Below are 25,597 nucleotides of genomic sequence, written 5' to 3'. Positions count from 1 at the left end.
TGCTCCGGTAATCGTCCGGAGCACGCATGATGTGGGAAACGCTGGGCACGGTCCGTGACCTGGGCCGACTGCAGGAAATTGCCGTCGTCCTGATCCGCTATGGCTTCGGCGACGTGGTGCGGCGCATCGGCCTGGCCAGCACATTGGAGCGGGCAGGGCGCCTCCTGCACTGGAACGAGGAGCGGCAGGAACTGCTGCGGATGACCGCACCGGTGCGCGTGCGCAGCGCGATGCAGGATCTCGGTCCCACTTTCGTCAAGCTCGGGCAGGTGCTGGCGACGCGCGTTGACCTGCTGCCGCCGGAATGGATCGCTGAGCTGTCCGAACTGCAGAACGCGGTACCTGCGCTGCCGTATGCGGACATCCGTGAGCAGCTTGAGGCCGACCTTGGCGCACCGCCTGCAGAGGTGTTCGCGTTCCTCGATGAAACCCCGATGGCTGCCGCCTCGCTGGCGCAGGCCCATCGCGCGCGCCTGCATGATGGTCGCGAGGTGGTGCTGAAGGTGCGGCGCCCCGGCATCCGCGATGTGGTCGAGGCCGACCTGCGGCTGCTGGCCCGCCTGGCCGAGATCGTTGAAGCGCGACTGCCGGACCTGCGTCGTTACCGCCCGGCCGAAGTCGTGCAGCAGTTCACCGTGTCGCTGCGCCGCGAACTGGATTTCGCTGCCGAATGCCGCAATGCCGAGCGCATCGCGCGCAACTTCAGCGGCCGTGACGACATACTGATTCCGAAGGTGCACTGGCAGTGGACCTGCGAGAGCCTGAACGTGCAGGACTTCGTCGACGGCATTCCTGGCCGAGACCTGGCCGGCGTCGATGCGGCGGGCCTGGACCGGCGCGAGCTGGCACGGCGTGGCGCCGGCATCGTGCTGAAGATGGTGCTGGAGGACGGCAGCTTCCACGCCGACCCGCACCCCGGCAACATCATCTACCTGCGTGACGGCCGCATCGGCGTGATCGATTTCGGCATGGTCGGCGCCTTGTCGGAAGTGCGGCGTTTCCAGGTGGCTCAGCTGCTGCACGGGCTGGTCGAGCAGGACCCGCAGGGCGTGGCCGACGTGCTGCTGGACTGGGCCGGCGGTGTTGAGGTGGACGAGAACCGGCTGCAGCACGACATCAGCCAGTTCGTAGATCAATACCGTGGCGTGCCGCTGAAGGACCTGCGCATCGGCCTGATGCTGGGCGACATCACCCAGCTGCTGCGCAGCTACAGCCTGACCCTGCCGGCTGACCTGGCGCTGATGATCAAGGCGTTCCTGACCCTGGAGGGCATGGGCCGGCAGCTGGACCCGGATTTCGACATGGCCAGTGCCGCGCGCCCGTTCCTGGAGCGGGTGGTGCTGCAGCGCTACGCGCCCAAGGCGCTGCTCAAGCGCGGCCGCCGCAGCCTGCTGGGCCTGGTCGACTTCGCCGGTGAGCTTCCCCGCGACCTGCGCAAGCTGGTGCAGGCGGCGCGCCGGGGACGCCTGCAGTTGAAGGTGGAAACCACGGCGCTGCAAGGCTTTGGCGAACAGGTGAACCGCGCAGCGAACCGGTTGGTGATGGGCATCGTCACTGCTGCGCTGATCATCGGTTCCTCGATCGTGATGCACAGCGTCGGCGGCGTCTCCAGCCGCTGGCTGCTGGCGCTGGGCGTCTGCGGCTTCATCGGCGCCGGCTTCTGCGGCGTGTGGATCCTGTTCTCGATATGGAGAAGCGGTAAACACACGTGAGTGTGTTTACCGCAGCGGTTCCCAGCGGGAACCGCGGAATCGCGCAACGATTCCTGTAGAGCCGACCGCTGGTCGGCTGCTTTCGCCCTTGCATTCGCCTTTGCCGCCCGGCCATTCGCCCGACTGCCGAGTATGGCTCGCACTACAGATGTTGCCGTGTCGCCCCCGGCACTTGCAGTCCCGGATATTAGTAGTAATACTACTAACCATGGACCTGACCGACACCCAGCAGGCGATCCTGCAGTTGATCGCCGAGCGTATCGAGAGCGAAGGCGCGCCGCCCTCGCAGACTGAAATCGCACGTGCGTTCGGCTTCAAGGGCGTGCGCGCGGCCCAGTACCACCTGGAAGCCCTGGAGCAGGCCGGTGCGATCCGTCGCATCCCGGGCCAGGCCCGCGGCATCCGCCTGGTGCAGGCGCCGCCGGTCGAGAAGCTGGCCGAGCCGGGCCTGCCCGACAGTGTGCTGCGCCTGCCGGTGCTGGGCCGGGTTGCGGCCGGCCTCCCGATCGGCGCCGACATCGGCTCGGACGATTTCGTGGTGCTGGACCGGGTGTTTTTCTCGCCAGCGCCGGACTACCTGCTGAAGGTGCAGGGCGATTCGATGATCGACGAGGGCATCTTCGACGGTGACCTGATCGGCGTGCATCGCACCCGCGACGCCCATTCCGGGCAGATCGTGGTGGCCCGCATCGATGACGAGATCACGGTCAAGTTGCTGAAGATCGCCAAGGATCGTATCCGCCTGCTGCCGCGCAATCCCGACTACAAGCCGATCGAGGTACTGCCGGATCAGGACTTCGCGATCGAGGGCCTCTATTGCGGCCTGCTGCGGCCCAACCGTTGACCCGTTCCATAGCGCATTACCCCGCGGTCTTTTGTGGCGATTCTCTGGTTCCACTGAGGTTGGTACGGATGTCCGATAATTCTTTTCAGAGCGCCGGGCAGAATCTCAGCCTGTGCGATACGTCCGACTTAAAGTGAACCCATGGCAAAGAAGACCCCCAAAGACAGCACCTCCAACGACACGACCTCTGCAAGGACCAATCCGATGGACGAGAACAAGAAGCGCGCCCTCGCTGCAGCTCTGGGCCAGATCGAAAAGCAGTTCGGCAAGGGCTCGGTGATGCGCATGGGCGACCGCGTGGTCGAACCCGTCGAAGCCATCCCGACCGGTTCGCTGATGCTCGACATCGCGCTGGGCATTGGTGGTCTGCCGAAGGGCCGTGTCGTTGAGATCTACGGGCCGGAATCCTCGGGCAAGACCACCTTGACCCTGCAGGCCATCGCCGAATGCCAGAAGATGGGCGGTACCGCGGCCTTCATCGACGCCGAGCACGCGCTGGACCCGATCTACGCCGCCAAACTGGGCGTGAACGTGGACGACCTGCTGCTGTCGCAGCCGGACACCGGTGAGCAGGCGCTGGAAATCGCCGACATGCTGGTCCGTTCGGGTTCGGTCGACATCCTGGTGATCGACTCGGTTGCCGCGCTGACCCCGAAGGCCGAAATCGAAGGCGAGATGGGCGACCAGCTGCCCGGCCTGCAGGCCCGCCTGATGAGCCAGGCGCTGCGCAAGCTGACCGGCAACATCAAGCGCTCCAACACCCTGGTGATCTTCATCAACCAGCTGCGCATGAAGATCGGCGTGATGATGCCGGGCCAGAGCCCGGAAACCACCACGGGTGGCAACGCGCTGAAGTTCTACGCCTCGGTCCGCCTGGACATCCGCCGTATCGGCGCGATCAAGAAGGGTGACGAGATCATCGGTAACCAGACCAAGATCAAGGTCGTCAAGAACAAGCTGGCACCTCCGTTCAAGCAGGTCATCACCGAGATCCTGTATGGCGAAGGCATCAGCCGTGAAGGCGAGCTGATCGACATGGGTGTGGATGCCAAGCTGGTCGAGAAGGCTGGCGCCTGGTACAGCTACGGTGAAGAACGCATTGGCCAGGGCAAGGACAACGCCCGCGGCTACCTGCGCGACAACCCGACTGTCGCCGCCAAGCTCGAGGCCGAGCTGCGCGAGAAATTCCAGCCGGCCGAAGCGGCCCGCGAGGAAGGCGACGACGAAGGCGAAGACGAATAAGGCTTGCTGTGGGGCAGGGTGGCGCCGTCAGTGACGTCGCCCTGTCCCGCAGGTTCGAATCGCCCAGGGATGGGCTGGGCGCCACGGATGGCGCCACCCTTGGAGTACCCATGTCCGACGCCGAAGACATTCCGACCGGCCGCAAGCGCCGGCCGCGTGAGCAGACCCCCGTGCAACGGGCACTGGGCCTGCTGGTCCGCCGCGAGCACTCGCGCAAGGAACTCACCCGCAAGCTGACCGCCCGTGGCATCGAAGACGAAGCCGCGCAGGCCGCTGTCGCCAAGTTGACCGAGGCCGGCTGGCAGGACGACACCCGTTTTGCCGAGAACCTGGTGAGGATGCGCGCCAACACCGGTTATGGGCCGATCCATGTCCGCGCCGAGCTGGGGACCCACGGCCTGGACAGTGCCGCGATTGCCGCAGCGATGGACAGCTACGAAGGCGACTGGCAGGAAAACGCCCGTGATCTGGTCCGCCGGCGCTTTGGCGAGGCCGGTCCGCAGGACCTGACACAGCGGCGCAAGGCTGCCGATCTGCTGGCCCGACGGGGCTTCGACGGCGACAGCATCCGCCGCGCGACCCGCTACGACCCGGATGACTGAGACTGGCGGCGCCGGGCCTGATACCCTTTAGGTTTTCGGCGGTCCCTCGCGACCCTGGCCAACGCGGCCGGTGGTCCGGGTCCGCCGGCCCGCAGACTGCCAGCCCCCAATGAACGCATCCGCCAAATTCACGACTTCCCAGATCCGCAGCGACTTCCTTGAATTCTTCAAGGGCAAAGGCCACACCATCGTGCCGTCGGCGCCGCTGGTGCCGGGCAATGATCCGACCCTGCTGTTCACCAACTCCGGCATGGTGCAGTTCAAGGACGTGTTCCTTGGCGCGGAAAAGCGCAGCTACGTGCGCGCGGCCGACGTCCAGCGCTGCCTGCGCGCGGGCGGTAAGCACAACGACCTCGACCAGGTCGGCTACACCGCGCGCCACCACACTTTCTTCGAAATGCTGGGCAACTGGTCGTTCGGCGACTACTTCAAGAAGGACGCGATCGCCTGGGCCTGGGAACTGCTGACCCAGGTCTGGAAGCTGCCGGCCGAACGCCTGCTGGTCACCGTCTACCAGACCGATGACGAAGCCTACGAGCTGTGGCGCGACATGGTCGGCGTGCCGGAAGAGCGCATCGTGCGCATCGGCGACAACAAGGGCGCACCGTTCGCTTCGGACAACTTCTGGCAGATGGCCGACACCGGCCCGTGCGGCCCGTGCACCGAAATCTTCTACGACCACGGTGACCATATCGCCGGTGGCCCCCCGGGTTCCCCTGATGAAGACGGCGACCGCTTCATCGAAATCTGGAACCTGGTGTTCATGCAGTTCGACCGCCAGCCCGACGGCACCCTGGTGCCACTGCCGGCGCCGTGCGTGGATACCGGCATGGGCCTGGAGCGCCTGGCGGCGATCCTGCAGCACGTGCACACCAACTATGAGATCGACCTGTTCCAGGCCCTGATCCGCAAGGCCTCCGAGCTGACCGGCACCGCCGACCTGGAAAACAAGTCGCTGCGCGTGATCGCCGACCACATCCGTGCCTGTTCGTTCCTGATCGTCGATGGCGTGCTGCCGTCCAACGAAGGCCGCGGTTACGTGCTGCGCCGTATCATCCGCCGCGCACTGCGCCACGGCTGGATGCTGGGCGTGCGCCAGCCGTTCTTCAGCAAGCTGGTGCCGACCCTGGTCGAGCAGATGGGCGAAGCCTATCCGGAACTGCCGGCTGCGGTGGACACCGTCACCCGTGCGCTGCAGGCCGAAGAAGAGCGTTTCGCCGAAACCCTCGACGCCGGCATGAAGATCTTCGAGGACGTGGCGGGCAAGGCCAGCAATGGCGTGATCCCGGGCGTTGACGCCTTCCGCCTGTACGACACCTATGGTTTCCCGCTCGACCTGACCCAGGACATCGCCCGCGAGCGCGACCTGACCGTCGACATTGCCGGCTTCGATGCCGCGATGGAGCAGCAGCGCGAGACCGCGCGCGCGGCCGGCAAGTTCGGTGGTGGCGTGACCCTGCCCGCCGAGCTGGTGGCGACCCTGAGCCCGACCCTGTTCCTGGGCTACGACCGCCTGCAGGCTGACGGCCTGACCGTGCTGGCCCTGCTCAAGGACGGCCGTCCGGTGCAGTCGGCCGATGCCGGTGACGCAGTCATCGTCATCACCAACCAGACCCCGTTCTACGCCGAGTCCGGCGGCCAGGTCGGTGACACCGGCGTACTGACCGGCAACGGCGTGCGCCTGGCGGTGGACGACACCCAGAAGTTCGCCGGCCAGTTCCATGGCCATGTCGGCACCCTGTCCGAAGGCGGCCTGAAGGTCGGCGACGTGCTCTCCGGCCAGGTCGATGGCGAGCGCCGTGGCGCCACCATCCTCAACCACTCGGCCACCCACCTGCTGCACGCCGCCCTGCGCGAAGTGCTGGGCACCCACGTGCAGCAGAAGGGCTCGCTGGTCGCTCCGGACCGCCTGCGTTTCGACTTCTCGCACTTCCAGCCGATCAGCGCGGAAGAGCTTGCCGTGATCGAGCGCAAGGTCAACCAGCAGGTGCGCGCCAACAACGCCGCCGAAGTACACAACATGGGCATGCAGGAAGCGCTGGACTTCGGCGCGATGGCCCTGTTCGGCGAGAAGTACGGCGAGCACGTGCGCGTGTTGAAGATGGGTGACTACTCCACCGAGCTGTGCGGTGGTACCCACGTCAACCGTACCGGCGACATCGGCCTGTTCAAGATCACCTCCGAGGGCGGCGTCTCCGCGGGCGTGCGCCGCATCGAGGCTGTTACCGGCCAGGGTGCGCTGGATTACGTGGACGCCGAAGAGGCCCGCCTGGCCGAGGCCGCAGAACTGCTCGGTGGCAGCGCTGCCGACGTGGTCGAGAAGATCCGTGCCCTCGGCCAGCGCCAGAAGCAGCTGGAGCGCGAACTGGAGGCCGTGAAGGCCAAGGTCGCCGCCGGTGCCACGGCCGATCTGTCCGGCCAGGCCGTCGAGGTTGCTGGCGTGAAGGTACTGGCTGCCCGCCTGGAGGGCTTCGACGCCAAGGCCCTGCGTGACGCCATGGACCGCCTCAAGCAGCAGCTGGGCGACGCGGTGATCGTGCTGGCCGGCGCCCAGGACGGCAAGGCCGCCTTGGTCGCGGGTGTGAACGGCAGTGCAATGGGCAAGGTCAAGGCCGGGGAACTGTTGTCCCATATCGCCAGTCAGATCGGGGGCAAGGGCGGCGGACGCCCGGACCTCGCCCAGGGTGGTGGCGAGGACGGGCCCGCCCTTGCCACTGCGCTGGCTGCAGTCGTCGAATGGGTCAGCCCCCGCCTGTGATGAACCTGGCCGTCCCCCTCCTTGTAGGAGCGGGACGGCTGACGGTACCATTGCGAATCTTTTCCCTTTGTCGTGGTAGCGCTTCTTGACGGAGCGTCAAGCCGGTGGGGGATACCCTTCCACACGGTTCCATGGAGACTTACAAAAATGTTGATCCTGACTCGCCGCGTCGGCGAAACCCTGATGATCGGAGACTCGGTGAGCGTCACCGTGCTTGGCGTCAAGGGTAACCAGGTGCGTATCGGCATCACCGCGCCGAAGGACGTTGCTGTGCATCGCGAAGAGATCTATCAGCGCATCCAGCGCGGTGACGAAGCCGGTGGCACCGGTAGCGAAAATTCTGCCGAATAACGCTTTACCTTCGCACTCGATTAACGTTATGATTCACGCCCCGCTGAGGTGCAACGCACCAGACGCGGAGAAAACCCCGGAGTGATGCCCGAGTGGCCGAAGGGGCTCCCCTGCTAAGGGAGTATAGGGTCAAAAGCTCTATCGAGGGTTCGAATCCCTCTCACTCCGCCAGATACAAAGAAGCGCCTGCAGATCCTCGATCTGCAGGCGTTTTTCTTTATCCGACACTCGCAGCGTGGAGCTGACTATCCTGGCTGATTGGTGCGGGAGGCAGGCGTTGGCATGGGCGCGGGTGTCGTCGCCGGTGCCGGAGCGGGTGTACCCGGCAGCTGTGGCGGTTCAATGTGGCGAGGTGGAATTTCCCGCCACAGCAACGCAAGCGTGCAGTCGTTGGCACGTTCCCTGCACATTCTTTCGGCCTTCCGCTGCGCGGCGTCCGCCGTCTTCTCACCCAGTGCAAAGCCCAACGCGATCGTGCCGGTCGCTATGGCCGAATAGCCTTCGCTGGTGGTGCTGGCGGACTGACCGCAATTGCGCGATCGCGCTGCGCAGTAGTGCAGCGACTGCTGCATCGCAGTGGTGAGGGAAGACTGGTTCATCGAATAGCCGTAGCGGCCATCCTTGTCGTAGGTGATCGCAGACGCAGCACTTGCGGCTGATGAAACGGACAACAACAGCGCCAGTGAAACCGCATGCTTCCAGTTCATCACGCTCTCCTCTTTTGCCGATGGTGAATCAACCGGCGCGTGTGGCGCAACCACGCAGGGGGGGCGGGGGAGAACGCCTGCAGGCCATTTGCCCGCAGGCGCGTACCGATGCGTTCGATCCTCAGAGCTTCACCGTCACGCCCACCTGGAAACCGCGCCCGGGCAGCGGCGCGATGTACTTCAGCGGCGAGTTGTGCGGCCGTGCTTCTTGATTGAGCAGGTTGCTGCCGTTGACGAACACCTCCATGCCGGCGATGTAGCTGTTGCGTACCGGCAGCTCACGGCTGACCTGCAGGTCGACCAGGTTGAATGCATCCAGCGGCACTTCCTCGCTCACGTTGCGGCCGAGGTACTTCTGCGTGTCGTAGTAGGTGCTGGACAGCCGCGCCTTCCAGCCCTCGCGCTGCCACTGCAGGCTGGCGCCGTAGCGGTTGGTCGGCATGTTCGGCAGGTACTCGCCGTCATTGTGGGCACGCAGCGAATCGGGGCGGTCGGCCTTGTTCTTCACCAGGTCGGCGAAGGCGGACACGTTCAACGTGCCGTAGCGGCCCAGGTCCAATGCCTGCGAGGCATCGATCTCGAAGCCCTTCACCGTGGTGTCGGTCTGCTTCCAGTACTTCAGCGGCAGGCGGTTGGCGGTCTGCATGCCCGAGTAACCCAGGTACAGGTAGTTCTCGTACTTCATCCGGTACGCGGTGGCCAACAGTTCGAAACCACCGAGGTGGAACAGGCCGGTCAGTTCCAGGTTCTTCGCGCGTTCCGGCTCGAGGTTCTGGTTGCCTTCTTCCTGGGTCATCACCGAATAGTGAGCATTGCTCGCGTACAACTCGTTGATCTCAGGTGCGCGCTGCGAGGACGAGTAGCGCACCTTGGCGGCGAACAACGGACCGAGCTCGACATACGATCCCAGGCTGTAGCTGTTGAGCCGGTAGTCGCGGTCCTGCAGTTTCGCGTTGGCGGCATTGCGCGCGGTCTTGAAGCGGCTTGGTTGCAGGTCATGGTCAACCCGCTCGTGGCGCACGCCAGCGTCGAAACTGGCCCAGCCGAAGTCCAGCGTCTCCTTCAGGAACACCGCGTTGCTGCGGGTGTCGACGTCAGGCAGGTAGCGCAGCGAGCCACTGCCGGTGACATCACGCGACTGGTGGCTGAAACCCAGCATACCGCTGAGCGGACCGACGCGCTGATGGCTGAGCAGCACCTCGGCCTGGGTGCTCTCGAAATCGTAGTCGTTGGCGCGGGTGGCACCCAGCCGCTCGCCCGAGGTGTTGTCCAGCTTGGAAACGCGCAGTTCGGCGCGCTCGAACCACGGCAGCGGATCGCGCAGCAGGGCTTCCAGTGCATAGCGTTCCTGCTTGATCACCACCCCCACCGGCAGCCCGTTGGCATAGTTGGAGCCGAACGACAGGTTCTGCATCGAGAACCCCGGCACGCCGTACTCGCTGTCCTTGGCATCGATGCTGATACCCACGTAACCACGGTCGAAGAACAGGGTCGACCCGAGCGCCACCTGCGAATTTCTCGCGTAGCTGTTGCCCAACCGGTGATGGTAATCGGGCGTCACGTCGTTGTTGATCTGCTCCTGCACGTACGAAGGCGTGCCGGGTACGTAGGCCGGGTTGACCGGATTGATGTAGGTGCGACGCTGCCAGACCGAAGTCGGGTTGTTGGTGTAGAACGAGAAATCACCGTCGGCCCAGTCCGGGTTCTCGGTCATGAACTGGTCGATGTAAGGCTGCGAGGCCTTGTTGTAGATCTGCTGCACGCGCGCTTCCTTCTGGCAGCTGTCGGCCAGCGCAGAGTTCACGCCGCCGGTCGGGGGGAACAGGCGCGTGTTGCAGACACTGGCCTTGCTGTTGCCGGGGATGTCGTAGTGCGAGATGCGCTGACGCGAGACCTGCAGGTTGGTTGAGATATTGCGCTGGTTGTTGAAGTTCATCCGGAAGCCCTGCGCGTCGGCTGCATTGAAGCCCTTGCGCAGGACCAGCTCCATCGACTGGTCCTTGTCTTCCATGCGGCGCGAGATCAGGCCCGAATCGATCTCCACGCTGCCACCGATCGCATTGCCGCCGTAGCGCACGGTGTCGGAAGACTTGTTGACGGTGACACTGCGTACGAACAGCGGATCGAACGGGATGTTGATGTCGCCGCTGATCGCGTTCATCCCGAGGATGGACTGGCCGTCCTGCAGGATCTGCACGCGGTTGCCACTGAGGCTGCGGATGACCGGGGCACCCGCGTTCGGCCCGAAAGCACTGTTCTGCACGCCGGAGACGTGTTCGAGCAGGCCGCCCAGGGTGCGGTTCTGCGCCTGTGGGTTGTCGACGGTGACCCGGCTGTCGATACGGGAGGGCTGGCTGGCCTGGACCTGGAGGGTGGGGAGGGTGGGTTCGTCCGCGGCCTGGGCGCTGTGGACGGCGAACAGAAGGGCGGTAGCAAGGAGATGGCGACGCATGGCACGGTCCGTGAAATTGACGTGAAATGTTATAACGTAACTCTTCGGGTCAACAAGAGCGGAAACCGCCTCGATTCAATGGGGCAGGGTGCTTTGGCCTCTCGGAATGGGACGGAGTCTCCCTCGTTCAGCGCACCGCCTTGCGCGTGCTGCTGGCGACCGGCACGATCTGGGCACTGCCCCGCAACGCCCCACGCAGAGCTTCCTCATTCAAACGGAGCCCCGTATGAAGCTGTTGTCCGCTGTGTTGTTGTCTGCGCTTTCGCTCTCCGCCGTTCCGGCGCTGGCGGTGGAAGCTTCGCCCTCACCGCTGCTGGGGCGCTGGTCGCTGGATATCGCCACGTCTGCGTTACCCGAAGCACAGCGCCCGAAGCAGGTGGTGCTGGAGTTCAAGGACGCCGGTGCGGGTCGGTGGAGTTCACACGTTGACATCGTCCTGCACGACGGCAAGACCATGAAATCCGACGGCACGTTGGCGCTCGACGGTACGCCGGGGCCCTTGTCCGGCACCTACGGCGCGGACAAAGCCAACCTTAAACTGCCGGCGCCTAATACCCTGGTGATGCAGCTGGTGGACCATGGTACGCCGGCCTCCACCCGCATCTATACCGTGGCGGCCGACCGTACGACGATGACCGAGACCAAGGCGTTCTACGGCCACGACGGCACGCCGATCCTGCAGACCAACCTGTTCAAGCGGATACCGTAGCGGCGCCGCCTGCGCCATGCCCACGGGGAGGGAATCCGCGGGCATGGCACCGGCAGCCTCACAACGCGGCCGGGTCGCGCTTGGCGGTGTCGATGCCGTACTTGTCGATGGCCTCCTGCATCCGCGAGCGCTCGATGCGGCCTTCGTCGGCCAGCGACTTCAGGGCGGCCAGCACGATGAAGTGGCGATCCACTTCGAAGAACGTGCGCAGCGACTCACGCGTGTCGGAACGGCCGAAGCCATCGGTACCGAGTGCGATGAAGCGGCGGTCGTTGATGAAGGGACGGATCTGGTCGCCGACGATCTTCATGTAGTCGGTGGCCACCACCACCGGGCCGTCATAGCCCTGCAGGCACTCCTGCACGTAGGGTACGCGCGGTTCCTCAGCCGGGTGCAGCAGGTTCCAGCGTTCGGTGGCCAGGCCATCGCGGCGCAGTTCGGTCAGGCTGGTCGCGCTCCACACATCGCTGGCGATGCCGAAGTCCTGCTGCAGCAGTTCTGCCGCAGCTTCCACCTCGCGCAGGATCGAGCCTGCGCCCATCAGCTGCACGCGTGGCTGCGAGGCGGCATCGGCGGCTGCCGGACGCAGCAGGTGGAGGCCCTTCAGGATGCCGGCCTCGGCGCCTTCGGGCAGTGCCGGCTGCGGGTAGTTCTCGTTGAGTACGGTGATGTAGTAGTAGATGTCTTCCTGGTCGACATACATGCGGCGCAGGCCGTCATGGATGATCACCGCCAGCTCGTAGTTGTAGGTCGGGTCGTAGGACACGCAGCTGGGAATCACCGACGACAGCACGTGGCTGTGGCCGTCATCGTGCTGCAGGCCTTCGCCCATCAGCGTGGTGCGGCCCGACGTGGCACCGAGCAGGAAGCCGCGGGTACGCGCATCGGCAGCGGCCCAGGCCAGGTCACCGACGCGCTGCAGGCCGAACATCGAATAGAAGATGTAGAAGGGGATCGTGGCCAGGCCGTGGTTGCTGTAGGCGGTACCGGCGGCGATCCACGAACAGATCGCACCGGATTCATTGATGCCTTCCTGCAGGATCTGGCCGTCCTTGGCTTCCTTGTAATAGCTCAGCTGGCCGGCGTCCTGCGGGGTGTACAGCTGGCCCAGGTAGGAGTGGATGCCGATCTGGCGGAACAGGCCTTCCATGCCGAAGGTGCGCGATTCATCGGGCACGATCGGAATCACCAGCTTGCCCAGCACCGGGTCCTTCAGCAGGCTGGTGAGGATGCGCACGAAGCCCATGGTGGTGGATTGGCCGCGATCGCCGCTGCCCTGCAGCTGGGTGTTGAAGATCGACAGCGGCGGCAGCGGTAGCGGATCGACCTTGGCCAGGCGCGCCGGGAGCTGCCCACCCTGGATGCGGCGGCGCTCGGCGAAGTAGGCCGCTTCGGCGCTGCCCGGTTCCGGGCGCAGATAGGGCATCTCCTCCAGCTGGTCGTCGCTGACCGGCAGGTTGAAGCGGTCGCGGAAAGCGCGCACCGCGTCGGCGCTCATCTTCTTCAGCTGGTGGTTGATGTTCTGGCCTTCGCCGGCTTCGCCCATGCCGAAACCCTTGACCGTCTTGGCCAGGATCACCGTCGGCCGGCCGCTGGTGTTCACCGCCTGCTGGTAGGCGGCGTACACCTTCTGCGGATCGTGGCCACCACGTGCCAGCGCCCAGATGTCGTCGTCGCTCATGTGCGCGACCAGCTCCAGCAGCTCCGGGTAGCGGCCGAAGAAATGCTCGCGCACGTAGGCGCCGCTCTGCGACTTGAAGGTCTGGTAGTCGCCGTCCACGCATTCCATCATGCGCTGGCGCAGCAGGCCGCTGTGGTCGCGGGCCAGCAGGTCGTCCCAGCCACTGCCCCAGATCAGCTTGATCACGTTCCATCCGGCCGCGCGGAAGGTGCCTTCCAGTTCCTGGATGACCTTGGCGTTGCCGCGTACCGGACCGTCCAGGCGCTGCAGGTTGCAGTTGACCACGAACACGATGTTGTCCAGCCGCTCGCGGCCGGCCAGGGAAATTGCCGCCAGCGATTCGGGCTGGTCCATCTCGCCGTCGCCGAGGAAGGCCCAGACCTTGCGGCCCTGGTGTTCTTTCAGGCCGCGGTATTCCAGGTAGCGCATGTAGCGCGCCTGGTAGGCGGCGGTCAGCGGGCCCAGTCCCATCGACACAGTGGGGAACTGCCAGAACTCCGGCATCAGGCGCGGGTGCGGATACGAGGACAGGCCTTCGCGGCCGGCTTCGCGGCGGAAGTTGTCCATCCGTGCCGGATCGATGCGGCCTTCCACGTACGCGCGGCCGTAGATCCCCGGCGCGGAGTGGCCCTGGATGTAGATCATGTCGCCGTCGAATGTGTCGGTACGGCCACGGAAGAAATGATCGAAGCCCACGTCGTACAGCACTGCCGCTGACTGGTAGGTGGCGATGTGGCCGCCGACGTTGGAGTGCTTGCCGGCACGCAGCACCATCACCATCGCGTTCCAGCGGATCATCGCGTTCAGGCGGCGCTCGATGGCCAGGTCACCCGGGTAGGCCGGCTGGCGCTCGGGTGGGATGGTGTTGACGTAGGCGGTCCAGGCACGGGTATGCAGGTCGCCGTGCTGCCGGGCGTCCAGATCGCTCAGCTGGTCGATCAGGTAGTGCGCGCGCGGCCGGCCGCCGGCCTGCATCACCGCCTCCAGCGATTCACGCCACTCCTGGGTTTCCAGTGGATCGGTATCGAAGGGAATGAGGGCTTGGTTCATGGCTGTCTCCAGAGGGCGCCGGTCGGACGTCTGCCTGGGCGACAACACCGGCAGGGCGCACAGCACTGGAGCGGGGTCGCAACGGCGGGCGCCGTGACGCGAAGGGCGACCGTGGCGGCCACCGAGAAGACAAGCGTAGGCCTGCCCCCCCACGCTTCGGTAGGCGGGCGGGGCTTGGGTCTCTGGCAAGCAAGGGTTGGTGCCGCGCGCCGTATCATGGGCCGATGCGCTGGGCGCGGCCGCTGATCAGGCCGGGGACAGCCCCGGCAGGAACACCGGGATGATCGCCACGCCGACGCCCAGCAGGCACCAGGCGACGATGGGCAACCAGCGCGCCAGGCGTTGGGCGGGTTCCGGTGCACGACGACCGCCGATCCACAACAGCAGCGTGAGCACAGCCAGCGCATAGGCGAGGACGACGATCACCGGATGCACATGGATGACCCGGCTGGGCGGCCACATCTGCTGCTGGTAGGCGGTGGTGTGGGCGACCAGCAGCAGGAACAGCAGGCTGCTGAGGGTGTTGATGGCGGTGCGTGCGTTGATGGGAGCACTCCTTGTGCGGGCTGCCGGGACATTGCAGGGGCCGCATTCTAGCGGCTGCCTGCCGGTCGTTGAAACGCCACTGTCATCGATGGCGGTCACCCTGCGGGGCTTTCCAGCCTCGGGGTGGTTGGCCGGCCGTGAACAGCGTGAGGATCTGGGAGAAGAGCTACGCGCTGCGGCGCCGGCTGCTGCGTGGCTTCTTCCTGCGTCGCGGTTCGGCCAGCGAGGATGCCGAAGACCTGGCGCAGGAGGTCTACCTGCGCCTGCTGCGCAGCACCGGCGAGGATGCCGATGCGGTCGAGAACCCGGAAGCCTACCTGTTCACCGTGGCGGCCAACCTGGCGCGCGAGCATGTGCGCGCGCGGTCGTCGCTGCCGCCGCTGGAAGACGTCGACCTGCTGGCCGAAGTGCTGAAAAGCGAAGAAGACATCGAAGGTGAATTCGAGCGCGCGCAGCGCTGGAACGATATCCGCAGCACCATCGCACGACTGCCGGCGACCACGCGGCGGGTGATGGAGCTGCACTACCGCGACGGGCTGGACTGCCCGGCAATCAGCCAGCAGCTGCAGGTGTCGGTGCACATGGTGCGCAAGCACATCGGCAAGGGGCTGGAGGCCTGCAGGAAGGCGCTGGGCGCCAGGGAGCTCACATGAACCGGACCTCATCGCCCGTGGCCGACGACACGATCGCCTGCGAGGCCATGGACTGGTTCCTGCGCAATCGCGAGGGGGCGCTGGATGAGGCCGGGCGCCTCGCGTTCCTGGACTGGATGAAGCGCTCGCCGGATCACGTGCGCGCCTACATGCACGCCCTTGCGTTGCACCGGCAGGTGGGCGAGGCGCTGCAATCGCCGTTGCCAGACGACGCGGCGGTTCCACCGCCGCAGGTCGCCGCCAAGGTGGTGCCGCTGTTCGGTAGCGTGCACGCGCCGCCGCGCGCTGTGCCGCGTCGCGGTCGTGCGCGCTGGGGGGTGGCGGCTGCCGCAGCCTGTATCACCCTGCTCGGCGTGGGCCTGGTTCCGCAGGTGATGCCCACCGAGCAGCTTTACAGTGCCGGACAGGGTGAACTTCGCGACCTGGTGCTGCCTGACCAGACCCAGGTGCGGCTCAACGCGGACAGCCGCCTGCGGGTATGCATGGGCTGGTTCAGCCGCAAGGTGGAGCTGCTGCAGGGTGAGGCCACATTCGACATCGCCCGCGACCGCCGTCCGTTCGAGGTGGCGGTGAACGGCCTGGAGATCCGCGACATCGGCACGATGTTCGATGTATCGCGACGGCTGCAGAGCACGCGCATCGGCGTGGTCTCCGGCGAGGTGGAGGTATGGAGCCAGGGTGTGGACCCCCGGCGTCTTGCGCAACTGCGCGAAGGCCGGGTGGTGCAGGTCGACGTGCGCAGCCATGCGGTCGAGTCATTGGATCTGCCATTGTCGATGCTGCTGGACTGGCAGCAGCGCAAAGTGTCCTTCCTCGACGAGCGGCTGGACGAGGTGGCCGCTTCCTTCAACCGGCACAACCAGGTGCAGGTTCGCGTGCTGGACGAAGGTGCGGCATCGGCACGGTTGTCCGGCAGCCTCGATGCGCATCGCATCGGTGCGCTGCAGGCCTTCCTCGAACGCGACCCGCGTTTCGTGGTGAGGCGCGAAGGCGACACCGTGCGGGTTGGCAGTCGCTGAGGCCGACGTGGTCGTGGACTGTCAGAAAAAATTCATCGAATCCGCGTTCTCCACTTCGGCGGATGCGGGCTCTTACTTGGGAGAAGCCGCTGCCGAGCCACGCAGCGGCGCCTGCTGCCTTCTCTCTTCCAAGGACCCGTGATGCGCAACACGCTCTACCTGTCGATCATCCTCGCCCTGTCTCCCTGCAGCGTGCCGCTGGCCTTCGCCGCCGGTGCCGATGGCCTGGAGGCGCGTGTATCCACGCCGATCGCGGCGCAGCCGTTGGCGCGTGCGCTGGAGCAGCTGTCGCGCGGTTCCGGGGTGCAGTTCCTGTACTCGGCCGGCGGTGATGCCCGCATGGCCGGTGCGGTGCCGCGCGGTGCCACCGTCAGGCAGGCGCTGGACGCGCTGCTGGCCGGTACCGGCCTGGGGTACACCGTGGTGGATGGCAATGTCATCGCCATCGATCCGGCGCCAGCTCGCAACCAACCGAAGCCGGCCGCGCCGAAGCCGCGCGAGGCCGAGGCAATGGTGGCGCCCACCCTGGACACGGTGAAGGTGATTGCCGCACATGAGGTCATCGACCAGAAGAAGTCGTCGCCGGTGATCAAGGATTCGGTGGTGTATGACGAGATGGATAGCTACGGCGACGAGACCCTGGCCGAGAGCCTGATGGCCGCTCCAGGGCTGAGTGCGGTGGAGGATGCCGGCGAGCCACGTTACGTGACCGTGCGCGGCGTACAGGCCAACCTCAACTACACCACCATCGATGGCATTGCGATTGCCAGCGTGGGGGGCAGTGGCTCCGGCGAGCGCATGAACAACCTGCAGCTGATTCCCAGCGACATCGGCACCCGTACCGACATCTACAAGAGCTTCAGTGCCGAGCAGGCACCGGATGCGATCGGCGGCGTGATCGACATCATCAGCCGCAGTGCCTTCGACCGGTCCGGCAAGTACGTGTTTGCCGATGTGGCAGGCATCTATTCCACCGCCGAGACCAACGTCGAGCGCAGCGCTGGTGGCAACCACGAGACCCTGGGCCACTTCGGCAAGAGCGCCAAGATGGTGTTCTCCAACCAGTTTGGTGTCGACCAGCAGTTCGGCATCGTTGCGGTGGCACGCTACGAGCAGCGTTCGCGCAACAGCGTCAAGCGCTGGGTGGAGTCGAACTACTACTACAACGACGCTGGCAAATACCTCACCGACGGTACCACGGGCCCGGACCAGGCCAAGGGCTGGAACGGGCTGCGTGCGCCTGGCAACTTCAGCACTGGCACCTATACCAACTTCATCACCAACTTCGGTGGCTCCGCCAAGCTTGAGTGGAAGCCCTCGGATGATCCGTTCTACGCATCGCTGCTTGTGTATTCGTACCGGTTCTACGAGAACTCGACGATGAACAAGACGGATCTGTACGGCAACGCCAAGTTTCCGGTCCGCAACCAGACCGAAGACAGCGGCACCACCCAGATCAACAGCATCTACATCAAGAACCGCCACGACCGCTGGGACCGCAGCAATCGTGGCGCCATCGCCAGCTTCAACTGGGACATGGGTGACCGTTCGCGGCTGACCCTGCGCGGTGGCCATACCGAAGAGACCTTCCACAACAGCCAGGTCTACTGGGGGGTACGCGCCTACCCGAGCAACCTGTTCGTCGACTACGAGAACGACAGCCACGGATTCCCCAACGCGGTGGCCGTTTCCGATTCCAGTCTGCTGACCAGTTCCGCATTCAAGCTCAATCCGGCGCAAGCCTACGTCTCCCCGCGCGATGCCAAGGAGAGCATCGACAACCTGCGCGCCGACTTCAGCTACAACATCGACGCCGATGCGAGAGGTTTCGGACTGGCCGCCGGCGCCGAGTACCGCCACCTGAAGATCTGGCAGGACATCGACTTCGACTATTTCAAGAGCAGTGCCACGCTCAACGACTACCTGTATCCGGGTTCGACGCTGCTGGGCAGCGTGCCGGGCTTCCCGCTGATCGACAACCGCAAGTGGAACGAGCAACTGCTGCCGAAACTGGGCAGCAACAATGCGGCGTATCCGAATGCCAACTTCACCAGTGACTACAAGTACGTGGAGGACATCACCAATGCCTATGTGTCCGCGCACTACGCCTGGGACCGGCTGCTGCTGATCGGCGGCCTGCGCTACGACCACACCCGCTTCGATGCCTACAGTCCGTTCAGCGATGATGGCGGCACTACCTATACCTCTGCGTTCCGCAACACGAGCGGTGGCTACAACAATCTGCTGCCCTCGTTGAACGCAACCTTCAAGCTCACCGAGGACCAGCGCCTGCGCTTCTCCGCCAGCCGCACGCTGGGCCGGCCGACGCCGAGCAACATCGCCCAGGCCACCAGCACCAGCTGTGGCGATGACGAGGAGGGCAGGGGCTTCTGCAGCATAAAGCAGGGCAATGCCGACCTGCAGCCGCGCCGTTCCACCAACATCGACCTGGCGTGGGACCTGTATTTCAACGGCAACAACGCCCTGGTCTCGGTGGCGCTGTTCGACAAGGTGATCAAGGACGACATCTACACCCTGACCACCTTCGAGAACGTGGGTGATACCCGCTACCGGGTGACCCAGCCGATGAACACCGATGAGTCCAAGCTGCGCGGTGTCGAGTTCGCTGTGGCCAACCGCAACCTGCAGTGGGGCCGCCAGCGCTTCGACATGTACTTCAACGCCACGCGGCTGGAAGGCCAGACCAACTACCGCATCAGTGATGGTACCGAACGCCGCCTGGACCGGCTGCTGTACCAGCCGGACTGGTCGCTCAACGGTTCGGTGATCTGGCGCATGCCGTGGAAGAGCGCGCAGCTGCGCCTGTCCGGCACCTACCGCAGCCGGATGCTGGTCGACTTCGGCGACACCCAGTGGCTGGATTCGTACTACGACCCGTACATGACCTTCAACATGGGCTTCAGCCACAAGGTCAGCAAGCACGTGACGCTGAAGTACGAGGCCAAGAACCTGTTCAACACCCAGCCGACCTACAGCACCGGCCCGAACGGGCGCTTCCGTACCGAGATCGACGACTACGGCCGCTTCTTCTACTTCCACATCATCTACAACTGAGGGCACAGCCGTGGAGACGATCAATCGCAGGCGATTCCTGGCCATGGCCGGCCTGTCCGCTGCCGGTGCCTGGATGGGCACGGCACACGCGCTGGCCGCGCAGGCCGATGCCACCGCGCTGAACCCGCGCAACCTGCTGGCCAAGCCGCGCTTTGCCAGCACACCCTTCACCCTGGGCGTGGCCTCGGGTGATCCCTCGGCCGATGGCATGGTGCTGTGGACGCGCCTGGCGACCGAACCGCTGGTGTTCGGCGGCGGCATGCCGACCCGGCCGATGCTGGTCGAGTGGCAACTGGCCGCAGACGAAGGCATGCGCAGGGTGGTACGCCAGGGGGCGGCGATGGCGCATCCCGAACTCGGCCACGCCGTGCACGTGGAGCTGGACGGGTTGGCGCCCGGACGGCCCTACTGGTACCGCTTCAGCGTCGGTAGCCACGCCAGTGCGGTCGGTTGCACCCGCACGCTGCCCGCAGCCACGGCCGCGGTGGATCGCGTGCGCTTTGCGGTGGCCGGTTGCCAGCACTACGAAGAAGGCCACTACACTGCGTGGCGGCGCATTGCCGAGGAACCGCTTGATTTCGTCTTCCACTATGGTGACTACATCTACGAAGGCGAAAGCCAGCCGGGTCTGCGGAAGATGAACGGCCAGCCGTTCACCAACCTGCGCAACCACGTCGGCCCGCAGATCTACACGCTGGATGATTACCGCCGCCGCTACGCCCAGTACAAGAGCGATGCCGACCTGCAGGCCGCGCATGCGGCGGCACCGTGGTTCGTCACCTTTGACGACCATGAAGTGGACAACAACTGGGCCGGCGCCGAGGACCAGGATGACACGCCCAGCGAAGTATTCCTGCTGCGCCGCGCACAGGCGTTCCAGGCCTACTACGAGAACATGCCACTGCGCCGTTCGGCATTCCCGCGCGATGGCCACATGCAGATGTACCGACGTGCACGCTACGGCACGCTGATGGACCTGCACCTGCTCGACACCCGCCAGTACCGCAGCAAGCAGGTGAACATGGCGCTGCGTGAGGAGGTGGAATCGCCGGAGCGCAGCATTGTGGGGGCGAAGCAGGAGCGCTGGCTCTTCGACGGCCTGGCCGATGCCGCACCGCGCTGGCACACCATCGCCCACCAGGTGGCGCTGGGCAACTACATGCGCGAGAAGGATGGGGTGGTGCAGTCGTCCGACGACCAGTGGTCGGGCTATCTGGACAGCCGCCGGCGCCTGCTCGACCACATCCAGAAGGTGGGCTTCGGCAACGTGGTGACCGCCTGCGGCGACGCGCATCGCCACTATGCCAGCGATCTGGTGCAGGACCACCGTGACTCGGGCGTGGTCTCCAGCGAGTTCCTCGCCACGTCGATCACCTCCGGCGCCGATGGCCAGGGTGTGGACGCGTATGCCAGGAACCAGCTTGCGCACAGTCCCTATCTGAAGGCGACCACCGACAAGCGTGGCTACGTGCTGTGCGATGTCACCCGCGATGCGTGGATCGGCGACATGAAGACGCTGGATACCGTGATGCAGCCGAATGGCGCGGTGCAGAGCTGGAAGCGCTATGCGGTGGAGCACGGCCGGCCGGGGCTGCAGGAGGCCTGAATCTACCGCTCTACAGAGATCCTTCAATCCTGCTCGAACCGCAGTGGTTCGCTGCCCATCGCCGGGTCACTGGTGCCGGGGCGCCCATCCTCGGCGCGACCGGCCAGGCGCAGCATGCTCTCGCCCGCGCCGATCTGCAGGTCATACCAGCCCGCCGTGGGCGTTGCGTCCCACGCCAACGCGGTTTCTGCGTGTGCGGGTAGTACCAGCGCCTGATCGGGCATGTGCCCGGCATAGGCACCAGGCTGCACACGCACCTGCTGCGCGCCGTCACCCAGGTTGCGCAGCCGCAGCCGCAGTTGGCCATCCGTGCGATCAATTGAAGCCTGCAGCGCAGGATCCTTGGCCGCCCCCTGGAAGTGGCGGTGGAAGCCGTTCGGGCCCAGCAGCCACAGGTCATAGCGGCCCTGGGCATCAAGCGGCCAGCGCTCGCGCAGCGCCATGCCCGGGAGCAGCGTGTAGCGGCGCGGCACCGCATCCAGCCGCAGCCGGTCGTAGACATGCAGCACTGCCGCCGCGCCTTCGCAGGATAGCGCCAGATCCACGCCCGAGGCGTCCACCGCAGCCATCGATGCCTGCGGCCGATAGGGCAGGGCGCGCGCCGGGCGTATGCCGACTTCCTGCTTCGCTGGTTTCAGCCCCTCCGGCAGCGCCGGCACGGTTCGCCCTGGCAACGCAGCGGCGCGTGCGGCCACCGCGCTCACGTCGGGCAGGCCGCGCACGAACGGGCGGGTATCGCGCTGGGCGAAGTCGAAGGCGTTGCTGAGGTCGCCGCAGACCGCGCGGCGCCACGGCGAGATGTCCGGTGCCGCCACACCGAAGCGGCGTTCGATCAGTCGAATGACCGAGGTGTGGTCGTACACCTGCGAGTCGACCCAGCCACCCCGACTCCACGGCGAGATCACATACAGCGGCACGCGCGGGCCCAGTCCATACGGGCGGCCGCGCAGTTCGGCGGCATCGTACTTCTCGTCGCCCGGTGCGGGATGGCGGTGGTATTCGCCCTCGGTACTGACCGAGGACGCACCCGCCCAGCCGCCATCCACCGGCGAAGGCGGTGCCGGTGGCGGCATGTGGTCGAAGAAGCCGTCGTTCTCATCGAACATCAGCAGCAGGGCGGTGCGGCTCCAGACTTCCGGATCGGCAGTCAGCGCATCCAGCACGCGCGCGGTATAGGCCGCGCCCTGCGCCGGACTGGAGGGTCCGGGGTGCTCGCTGCCGGCCGCGTCGGCGATGATGAAGCTGACCTGCGGCAGGCGCCCGTCGAGTACGTCCTGGCGCAGCTGTGGCAGGCCACGGGTGCTGACCCCGCGTGCGCGCAGTTGCGGGTCATGCCCGGGTGCAGCACTGTACGCTCGACGGAACGCCTCGAAGCCGGCCAGCGGGTTGTCGGTGAAGTTGTCCGCCATGTCCTGGTAGATCTGCCAGGACACGCCGGCCTTCTGCAGGCGCTCGACATAGCTGGTCCAGCGGTATGACGCCGGATGCCCGCCGTGTTCGGGGAAGTTGTCATGCGAGTTGGCGATCACCGGGCCGCCGGCGCGGGCCTGTGCATCGTTGTGGCCGGTCCACAGGAACACCCGGTTCGGGTTGGTACCGGCCTGCATCGCGCAGTGGTAGGCGTCGCAGATCGTGAACGCATCGGCCAGCGCGAACTGGAACGGCATGTCGCTGCGCTGGAAGTAGCCCATGGAGTGGTTCTGCTTGGCCTTCGGCCAGTGCCCCATGCGGCCGTGGTCCCAGGCGCGCTGCGCATCGGGCCAGGTGTGCGGCGTGCCTTCCACCCGCATGTAGCCGAAGTGCGCGGCGGTATCCAGCGGGAACGGTGCGATCGCCCGCGTGCCACTGGCATCGGGCTGCAGCCACAGGCTGCGCGCGCGGCCACCGGCCTGCAGCGCGGCGGCCGGGGCCACGAAGCGGTCGCCGAAACCACGTACACCCGGCAGCGTGCCGAAGTAGTGGTCGAACGAACGGTTCTCCTGCATGAACACCACGATGTGCTGCAGGTCTTCGAGGCTGCGCGTCTGCGCGGCGGGGGCGATCGCTGCGGCCCGGGCGATGCTGGGCAGCAGCGGAGAAAGGCCGGCGGCAACGCCGGCCTGCAACAACCGGCGTCGGCCGATATCGGTCACGGGCTCACTCACAGGTCCACGCGGAAGGAGATGCCGACGGTGCGCGGGGCGCCGATGAAGGCGTTGTCGCGGCCGTCCACCCCCGCAAGATACCGCTTATCGGTGAGGTTGCTCACCACCAGGTTGGCACCCATGCCCTTCAGGCGCGGCGACAGGCCCTGCAGGTCGAAACCGATGTTGGCGTTGAACACGGTGGCCGAGGGCAGCTTGTTGACGTTGGCGGCGTCGAGATAGCGCGTGCCCAGGTAACGGCCGGACAGGCCGAAGTTCCAGTTCTCGCCCTGCCAGTCCGCCGACAGCACCAGGGTCTGTTCGGGCTGGCCGATCACCTTGGCGCCATCGACGATGCCCAGCTGGGTGTCGCGCGCGGCATCGCCGCTGCCCAGGTACTTGGAGCGGTTGTAGGTATAGGCGGCGTTGAGGCGCCAGCCGTTGTCCCAACCGTAGCCGAACGCCGCTTCCAGGCCGTTGCTTTCCACGCCGCCGAAGTTCTCGTAGACACCGTCGGTCTCGCCGAGATAGTCGATGCCACTGACGAAACCTGCCGGAAGGTAGACGATGCGGTTGTCGAACTTGATGTTGTACAGGGTCACCGAGGCGGTCAGCGGCCAGCGGCTGATGCGCATGCCCACTTCGATGTTGTCGGCGGTCTCCGGTTCGACGTTGCGGAAGCGCTGCGGGTCGGTCTCGCCGAGCACGCCGGAGGGAATGGCGGCGAAGTTCTGCGAGAAGCCGGCGAACAGCTCCATGCCTTCCACGCCCGGCGCCCAGGTGAAACCGGTCGACAGCAACGGGTCGGACCTGGAATCGGAGGTCACGTGTTCGCTGGCGCCGATCACGCGGCGACGCGACTGGTCGACGAAGAACTGCTTCACGCCCAGGCGTGCACTGAACGGCCCGAAGCGCGCCACGTCCTCCACGTAGTACATCTGCTCGTCGACCTTGTACTTGTCTTCGAACTGCACCCAGTACGGCTGGTGGTCGAAGGCGATGTCCTGGCCGACATTGAGCAGGCGGTGCCAGTCACGGCGTGCCGAACGGTCCAGCTTCTCCACCCACAGGCCGCCGCGGATCGTGTTGTCGACCGCGCCGAAGGTCTGCCGCCACTCGACGTCGGCGGTCACGCCCATGCGATCGTTGTCGTAGTGGGTGTGGCGATACGACTGCGCGCCCAGCACGTTGCCGGCGTAGCAGTTCGGATCGTACTCGGCGGTGAAGCCCAACCGTGGCGTGCAGCTGGCCAGCCGCTGTGCCGCGCTGCCATCAGGATTGACGAAGAAGATCTGGCCGCGGTTGCTGCCGCCGTACACGGTCTCGCCACCGAGGTACTCCGACTCGGGGCGGCCCGCGCCATCGTCGCTGACCTGCGCCAGGTACGGCGGCAGCCAGTCACCGCGGCCCTGCATGCGATGCCCATAGGCGGCCACCGACGCTTTGAAACCATTGCCGCCGTCAAAGGCTGCGCGCAGGTAGCCGAAGGTGTTCTCGCGCAGCGCACGCGAGCCGGAACGGTAGTTCTGGTCCAGATACGGAATGCCGGTGAGGGTGCCGACCAGGTTGTCGCGATCCGGATTGGTGGCAAAGCCCGTCGGCGAAACGCTGGTGTATTCGGGCTCGTCGGCGTCGTTGTAGGACAGGTAGCCGGTCAGCGTCCAGCGATCCAGTTCGGTGATGAACTTGCCGGCGATGTGGTCGTTGCTGGCGTGGCCGGTGCCGTCGATCCAGTCGTGCACCTTCGACGAGGAGGCGCTGATCCACGCGCGGGTGTGGCCGCCGAGCAGGCCGGTGTCGTAGCGCACGTAGTACTTGCGCGCCTCGTTGTCACCGGCACCGACCACGAAGCGCAGGCGGCTGTCCTGCATCGGGTCGCTGGTGAGGAAGTTGAGCGTGCCGCCGAGGGCTTCGTTCGAGCGCGAGGAGATGTCAGCGGTGCCCTGGCTGACTTCCACCGTTTCCAGGTCCAGGGTGTCGATGTAGCGGTTGGCCAGCGAGCCGCCGCCGTAGCCGGAGCCGCCGTTGGGCAGACCGTCGATGGTGGTGCCGATCTGCTGGGTATCACGATTGGTGACGAACCCGCGCATGCTGATCTGCGTGCCCCACACCGACGAGCCGGTGGCGTCGGCCTCGCTGACCACCACGCCGGGTACTTCGTTCAGCGCGTCGTTGACGCTGCTCATCACCGTCTGCCGGTTCAGTGTTTCTGCGCGCACCGACGTCTTGGCGTAGCTGGTGGCCTGGCCGATCACCTGCACCTGGTCGAGGGTGCGGGCATCGCTGCTGCGCGCTTCGCCCGTATCGCCCTGCGGTGCTTCTGCGAGGGCGTCCAGCGCGGGGGCGATCAGCAGGGCAAGCAGCGAAACACGGGGAAAGCGCGCAATCGTTCGCATCGATACCGGACCTTGGGGGGAGAGAAGCCCCCGAGTGTCGACAGCACCAATGACATCGACATGACGTAGAG

At 65.8% G+C, this 25,597-nt stretch carries 17 protein-coding genes and 1 tRNA gene; 12 read left to right on the top strand and 6 right to left on the bottom strand.

What is annotated here, in order from left to right:
• The first annotated feature begins 29 nt into the window (after positions 1–29).
• The 7 genes from ubiB to AC5P60_RS00740 all read left to right on the top strand — a co-directional run bounded on the left by ubiB (position 30) and on the right by AC5P60_RS00740 (position 7,680).
• Positions 30–1,712, top strand: a complete 1,683-nt coding sequence (gene ubiB, locus AC5P60_RS00770) for a 2-polyprenylphenol 6-hydroxylase (RefSeq protein ID WP_012479735.1) — start codon at positions 30–32, stop codon at positions 1,710–1,712.
• 208 nt (positions 1,713–1,920) lie between these two features.
• Complete coding sequence (gene lexA / locus AC5P60_RS00765; protein ID WP_005412936.1) at positions 1,921–2,556, top strand: transcriptional repressor LexA; 636 nt, start codon at positions 1,921–1,923, stop codon at positions 2,554–2,556.
• A gap of 204 nt (positions 2,557–2,760) precedes the next feature.
• Positions 2,761–3,798, top strand: coding sequence for a recombinase RecA (gene recA / locus AC5P60_RS00760; protein WP_005412937.1), 1,038 nt, complete (start codon positions 2,761–2,763; stop codon positions 3,796–3,798).
• Between the two features lie 110 nt (positions 3,799–3,908).
• Positions 3,909–4,400: a recombination regulator RecX gene (gene recX / locus AC5P60_RS00755; RefSeq protein ID WP_005409024.1), complete on the top strand. Its 492-nt coding sequence runs from the start codon at positions 3,909–3,911 to the stop codon at positions 4,398–4,400.
• Between the two features lie 109 nt (positions 4,401–4,509).
• Positions 4,510–7,158 (top strand): alanine--tRNA ligase, encoded by a 2,649-nt coding sequence (gene alaS, locus AC5P60_RS00750; RefSeq protein ID WP_049454888.1) that lies wholly within the window; start codon positions 4,510–4,512, stop codon positions 7,156–7,158.
• A 147-nt stretch (positions 7,159–7,305) separates the two neighbouring features.
• Positions 7,306–7,509: a carbon storage regulator CsrA gene (gene csrA, locus AC5P60_RS00745; RefSeq protein WP_004152909.1), complete on the top strand. Its 204-nt coding sequence runs from the start codon at positions 7,306–7,308 to the stop codon at positions 7,507–7,509.
• Between the two features lie 78 nt (positions 7,510–7,587).
• A tRNA-Ser gene (locus AC5P60_RS00740) sits at positions 7,588–7,680 on the top strand.
• Between the two features lie 74 nt (positions 7,681–7,754).
• On the opposite strand, the gene AC5P60_RS00735 is transcribed toward AC5P60_RS00740, so the two are convergent.
• Together AC5P60_RS00735 and AC5P60_RS00730 are read right to left on the bottom strand one after the other, a co-directional pair.
• Positions 7,755–8,216, bottom strand: coding sequence for a DUF4189 domain-containing protein (locus AC5P60_RS00735; protein ID WP_088436846.1), 462 nt, complete (start codon positions 8,214–8,216; stop codon positions 7,755–7,757).
• Positions 8,217–8,337: 121 nt separating this feature from the next.
• Positions 8,338–10,668 carry a TonB-dependent receptor domain-containing protein gene (locus tag AC5P60_RS00730; RefSeq protein ID WP_483692833.1) on the bottom strand — a complete coding sequence of 777 codons (2,331 nt, stop codon included), beginning with the start codon at positions 10,666–10,668 and terminating at the stop codon, positions 8,338–8,340.
• Positions 10,669–10,894: 226 nt separating this feature from the next.
• Here AC5P60_RS00730 and AC5P60_RS00725 point away from each other — a divergent pair, with 226 nt between their 5' ends.
• Entirely contained in the window at positions 10,895–11,377 is a 483-nt protein-coding gene (locus AC5P60_RS00725; RefSeq protein ID WP_033834139.1) for a hypothetical protein, read from the top strand.
• A gap of 58 nt (positions 11,378–11,435) precedes the next feature.
• On the opposite strand, the gene aceE is transcribed toward AC5P60_RS00725, so the two are convergent.
• Both aceE and AC5P60_RS00715 read right to left on the bottom strand, forming a co-directional pair.
• The gene (gene aceE, locus AC5P60_RS00720; protein WP_483692832.1) at positions 11,436–14,108 is read right to left on the bottom strand and encodes a pyruvate dehydrogenase (acetyl-transferring), homodimeric type; all 2,673 of its coding nucleotides are present in this window, start codon (positions 14,106–14,108) and stop codon (positions 11,436–11,438) included.
• Between the two features lie 246 nt (positions 14,109–14,354).
• A complete protein-coding gene (locus tag AC5P60_RS00715) occupies positions 14,355–14,753 on the bottom strand; it encodes a hypothetical protein (RefSeq protein WP_033834141.1) in 399 nt (132 codons plus the stop codon).
• Positions 14,754–14,791: 38 nt separating this feature from the next.
• Here AC5P60_RS00715 and AC5P60_RS00710 point away from each other — a divergent pair, with 38 nt between their 5' ends.
• The 4 genes from AC5P60_RS00710 to AC5P60_RS00695 all read left to right on the top strand — a co-directional run bounded on the left by AC5P60_RS00710 (position 14,792) and on the right by AC5P60_RS00695 (position 21,007).
• The gene (locus AC5P60_RS00710; protein WP_231522140.1) at positions 14,792–15,307 is read left to right on the top strand and encodes an RNA polymerase sigma factor; all 516 of its coding nucleotides are present in this window, start codon (positions 14,792–14,794) and stop codon (positions 15,305–15,307) included.
• Positions 15,304–16,326 (top strand): FecR family protein, encoded by a 1,023-nt coding sequence (locus tag AC5P60_RS00705; protein ID WP_483692831.1) that lies wholly within the window; start codon positions 15,304–15,306, stop codon positions 16,324–16,326. Before AC5P60_RS00710 ends, AC5P60_RS00705 begins: the two co-directional genes overlap by 4 nt.
• Positions 16,327–16,467: 141 nt before the next feature.
• Positions 16,468–19,401 (top strand): TonB-dependent receptor, encoded by a 2,934-nt coding sequence (locus AC5P60_RS00700; RefSeq protein ID WP_483692830.1) that lies wholly within the window; start codon positions 16,468–16,470, stop codon positions 19,399–19,401.
• A gap of 10 nt (positions 19,402–19,411) precedes the next feature.
• Complete coding sequence (locus tag AC5P60_RS00695; RefSeq protein ID WP_049456915.1) at positions 19,412–21,007, top strand: alkaline phosphatase D family protein; 1,596 nt, start codon at positions 19,412–19,414, stop codon at positions 21,005–21,007.
• A gap of 23 nt (positions 21,008–21,030) precedes the next feature.
• Here AC5P60_RS00695 and AC5P60_RS00690 read toward each other — a convergent pair whose 3' ends face one another.
• Together AC5P60_RS00690 and AC5P60_RS00685 are read right to left on the bottom strand one after the other, a co-directional pair.
• Positions 21,031–23,139 (bottom strand): phosphocholine-specific phospholipase C, encoded by a 2,109-nt coding sequence (locus AC5P60_RS00690; protein ID WP_483692829.1) that lies wholly within the window; start codon positions 23,137–23,139, stop codon positions 21,031–21,033.
• An 8-nt stretch (positions 23,140–23,147) separates the two neighbouring features.
• A complete protein-coding gene (locus AC5P60_RS00685) occupies positions 23,148–25,526 on the bottom strand; it encodes a TonB-dependent receptor domain-containing protein (RefSeq protein WP_483692828.1) in 2,379 nt (792 codons plus the stop codon).
• Positions 25,527–25,597: the final 71 nt, after the last annotated feature.

The organism is Stenotrophomonas sp. YJH_SMC_120, assembly GCF_059368675.1.
This window is presented reverse-complemented; position numbering and strand designations above follow the sequence as displayed.

Bases quoted from the DNA above. Each gene is read 5' to 3' on its own strand.
- ubiB (WP_012479735.1), top strand. From the start codon at position 30: ATGTGGGAAACGCTGGGCACGGTCCGTGACCTGGGCCGACTGCAGGAA.
- lexA (WP_005412936.1), top strand. From the start codon at position 1,921: ATGGACCTGACCGACACCCAGCAGGCGATCCTGCAGTTGATCGCCGAG.
- recA (WP_005412937.1), top strand. From the start codon at position 2,761: ATGGACGAGAACAAGAAGCGCGCCCTCGCTGCAGCTCTGGGCCAGATC.
- recX (WP_005409024.1), top strand. From the start codon at position 3,909: ATGTCCGACGCCGAAGACATTCCGACCGGCCGCAAGCGCCGGCCGCGT.
- alaS (WP_049454888.1), top strand. From the start codon at position 4,510: ATGAACGCATCCGCCAAATTCACGACTTCCCAGATCCGCAGCGACTTC.
- csrA (WP_004152909.1), top strand. From the start codon at position 7,306: ATGTTGATCCTGACTCGCCGCGTCGGCGAAACCCTGATGATCGGAGAC.
- AC5P60_RS00735 (WP_088436846.1), bottom strand. From the start codon at position 8,216: ATGAACTGGAAGCATGCGGTTTCACTGGCGCTGTTGTTGTCCGTTTCA.
- AC5P60_RS00730 (WP_483692833.1), bottom strand. From the start codon at position 10,668: ATGCGTCGCCATCTCCTTGCTACCGCCCTTCTGTTCGCCGTCCACAGC.
- AC5P60_RS00725 (WP_033834139.1), top strand. From the start codon at position 10,895: ATGAAGCTGTTGTCCGCTGTGTTGTTGTCTGCGCTTTCGCTCTCCGCC.
- aceE (WP_483692832.1), bottom strand. From the start codon at position 14,108: ATGAACCAAGCCCTCATTCCCTTCGATACCGATCCACTGGAAACCCAG.
- AC5P60_RS00705 (WP_483692831.1), top strand. From the start codon at position 15,304: ATGAACCGGACCTCATCGCCCGTGGCCGACGACACGATCGCCTGCGAG.
- AC5P60_RS00700 (WP_483692830.1), top strand. From the start codon at position 16,468: ATGCGCAACACGCTCTACCTGTCGATCATCCTCGCCCTGTCTCCCTGC.
- AC5P60_RS00685 (WP_483692828.1), bottom strand. From the start codon at position 25,526: ATGCGAACGATTGCGCGCTTTCCCCGTGTTTCGCTGCTTGCCCTGCTG.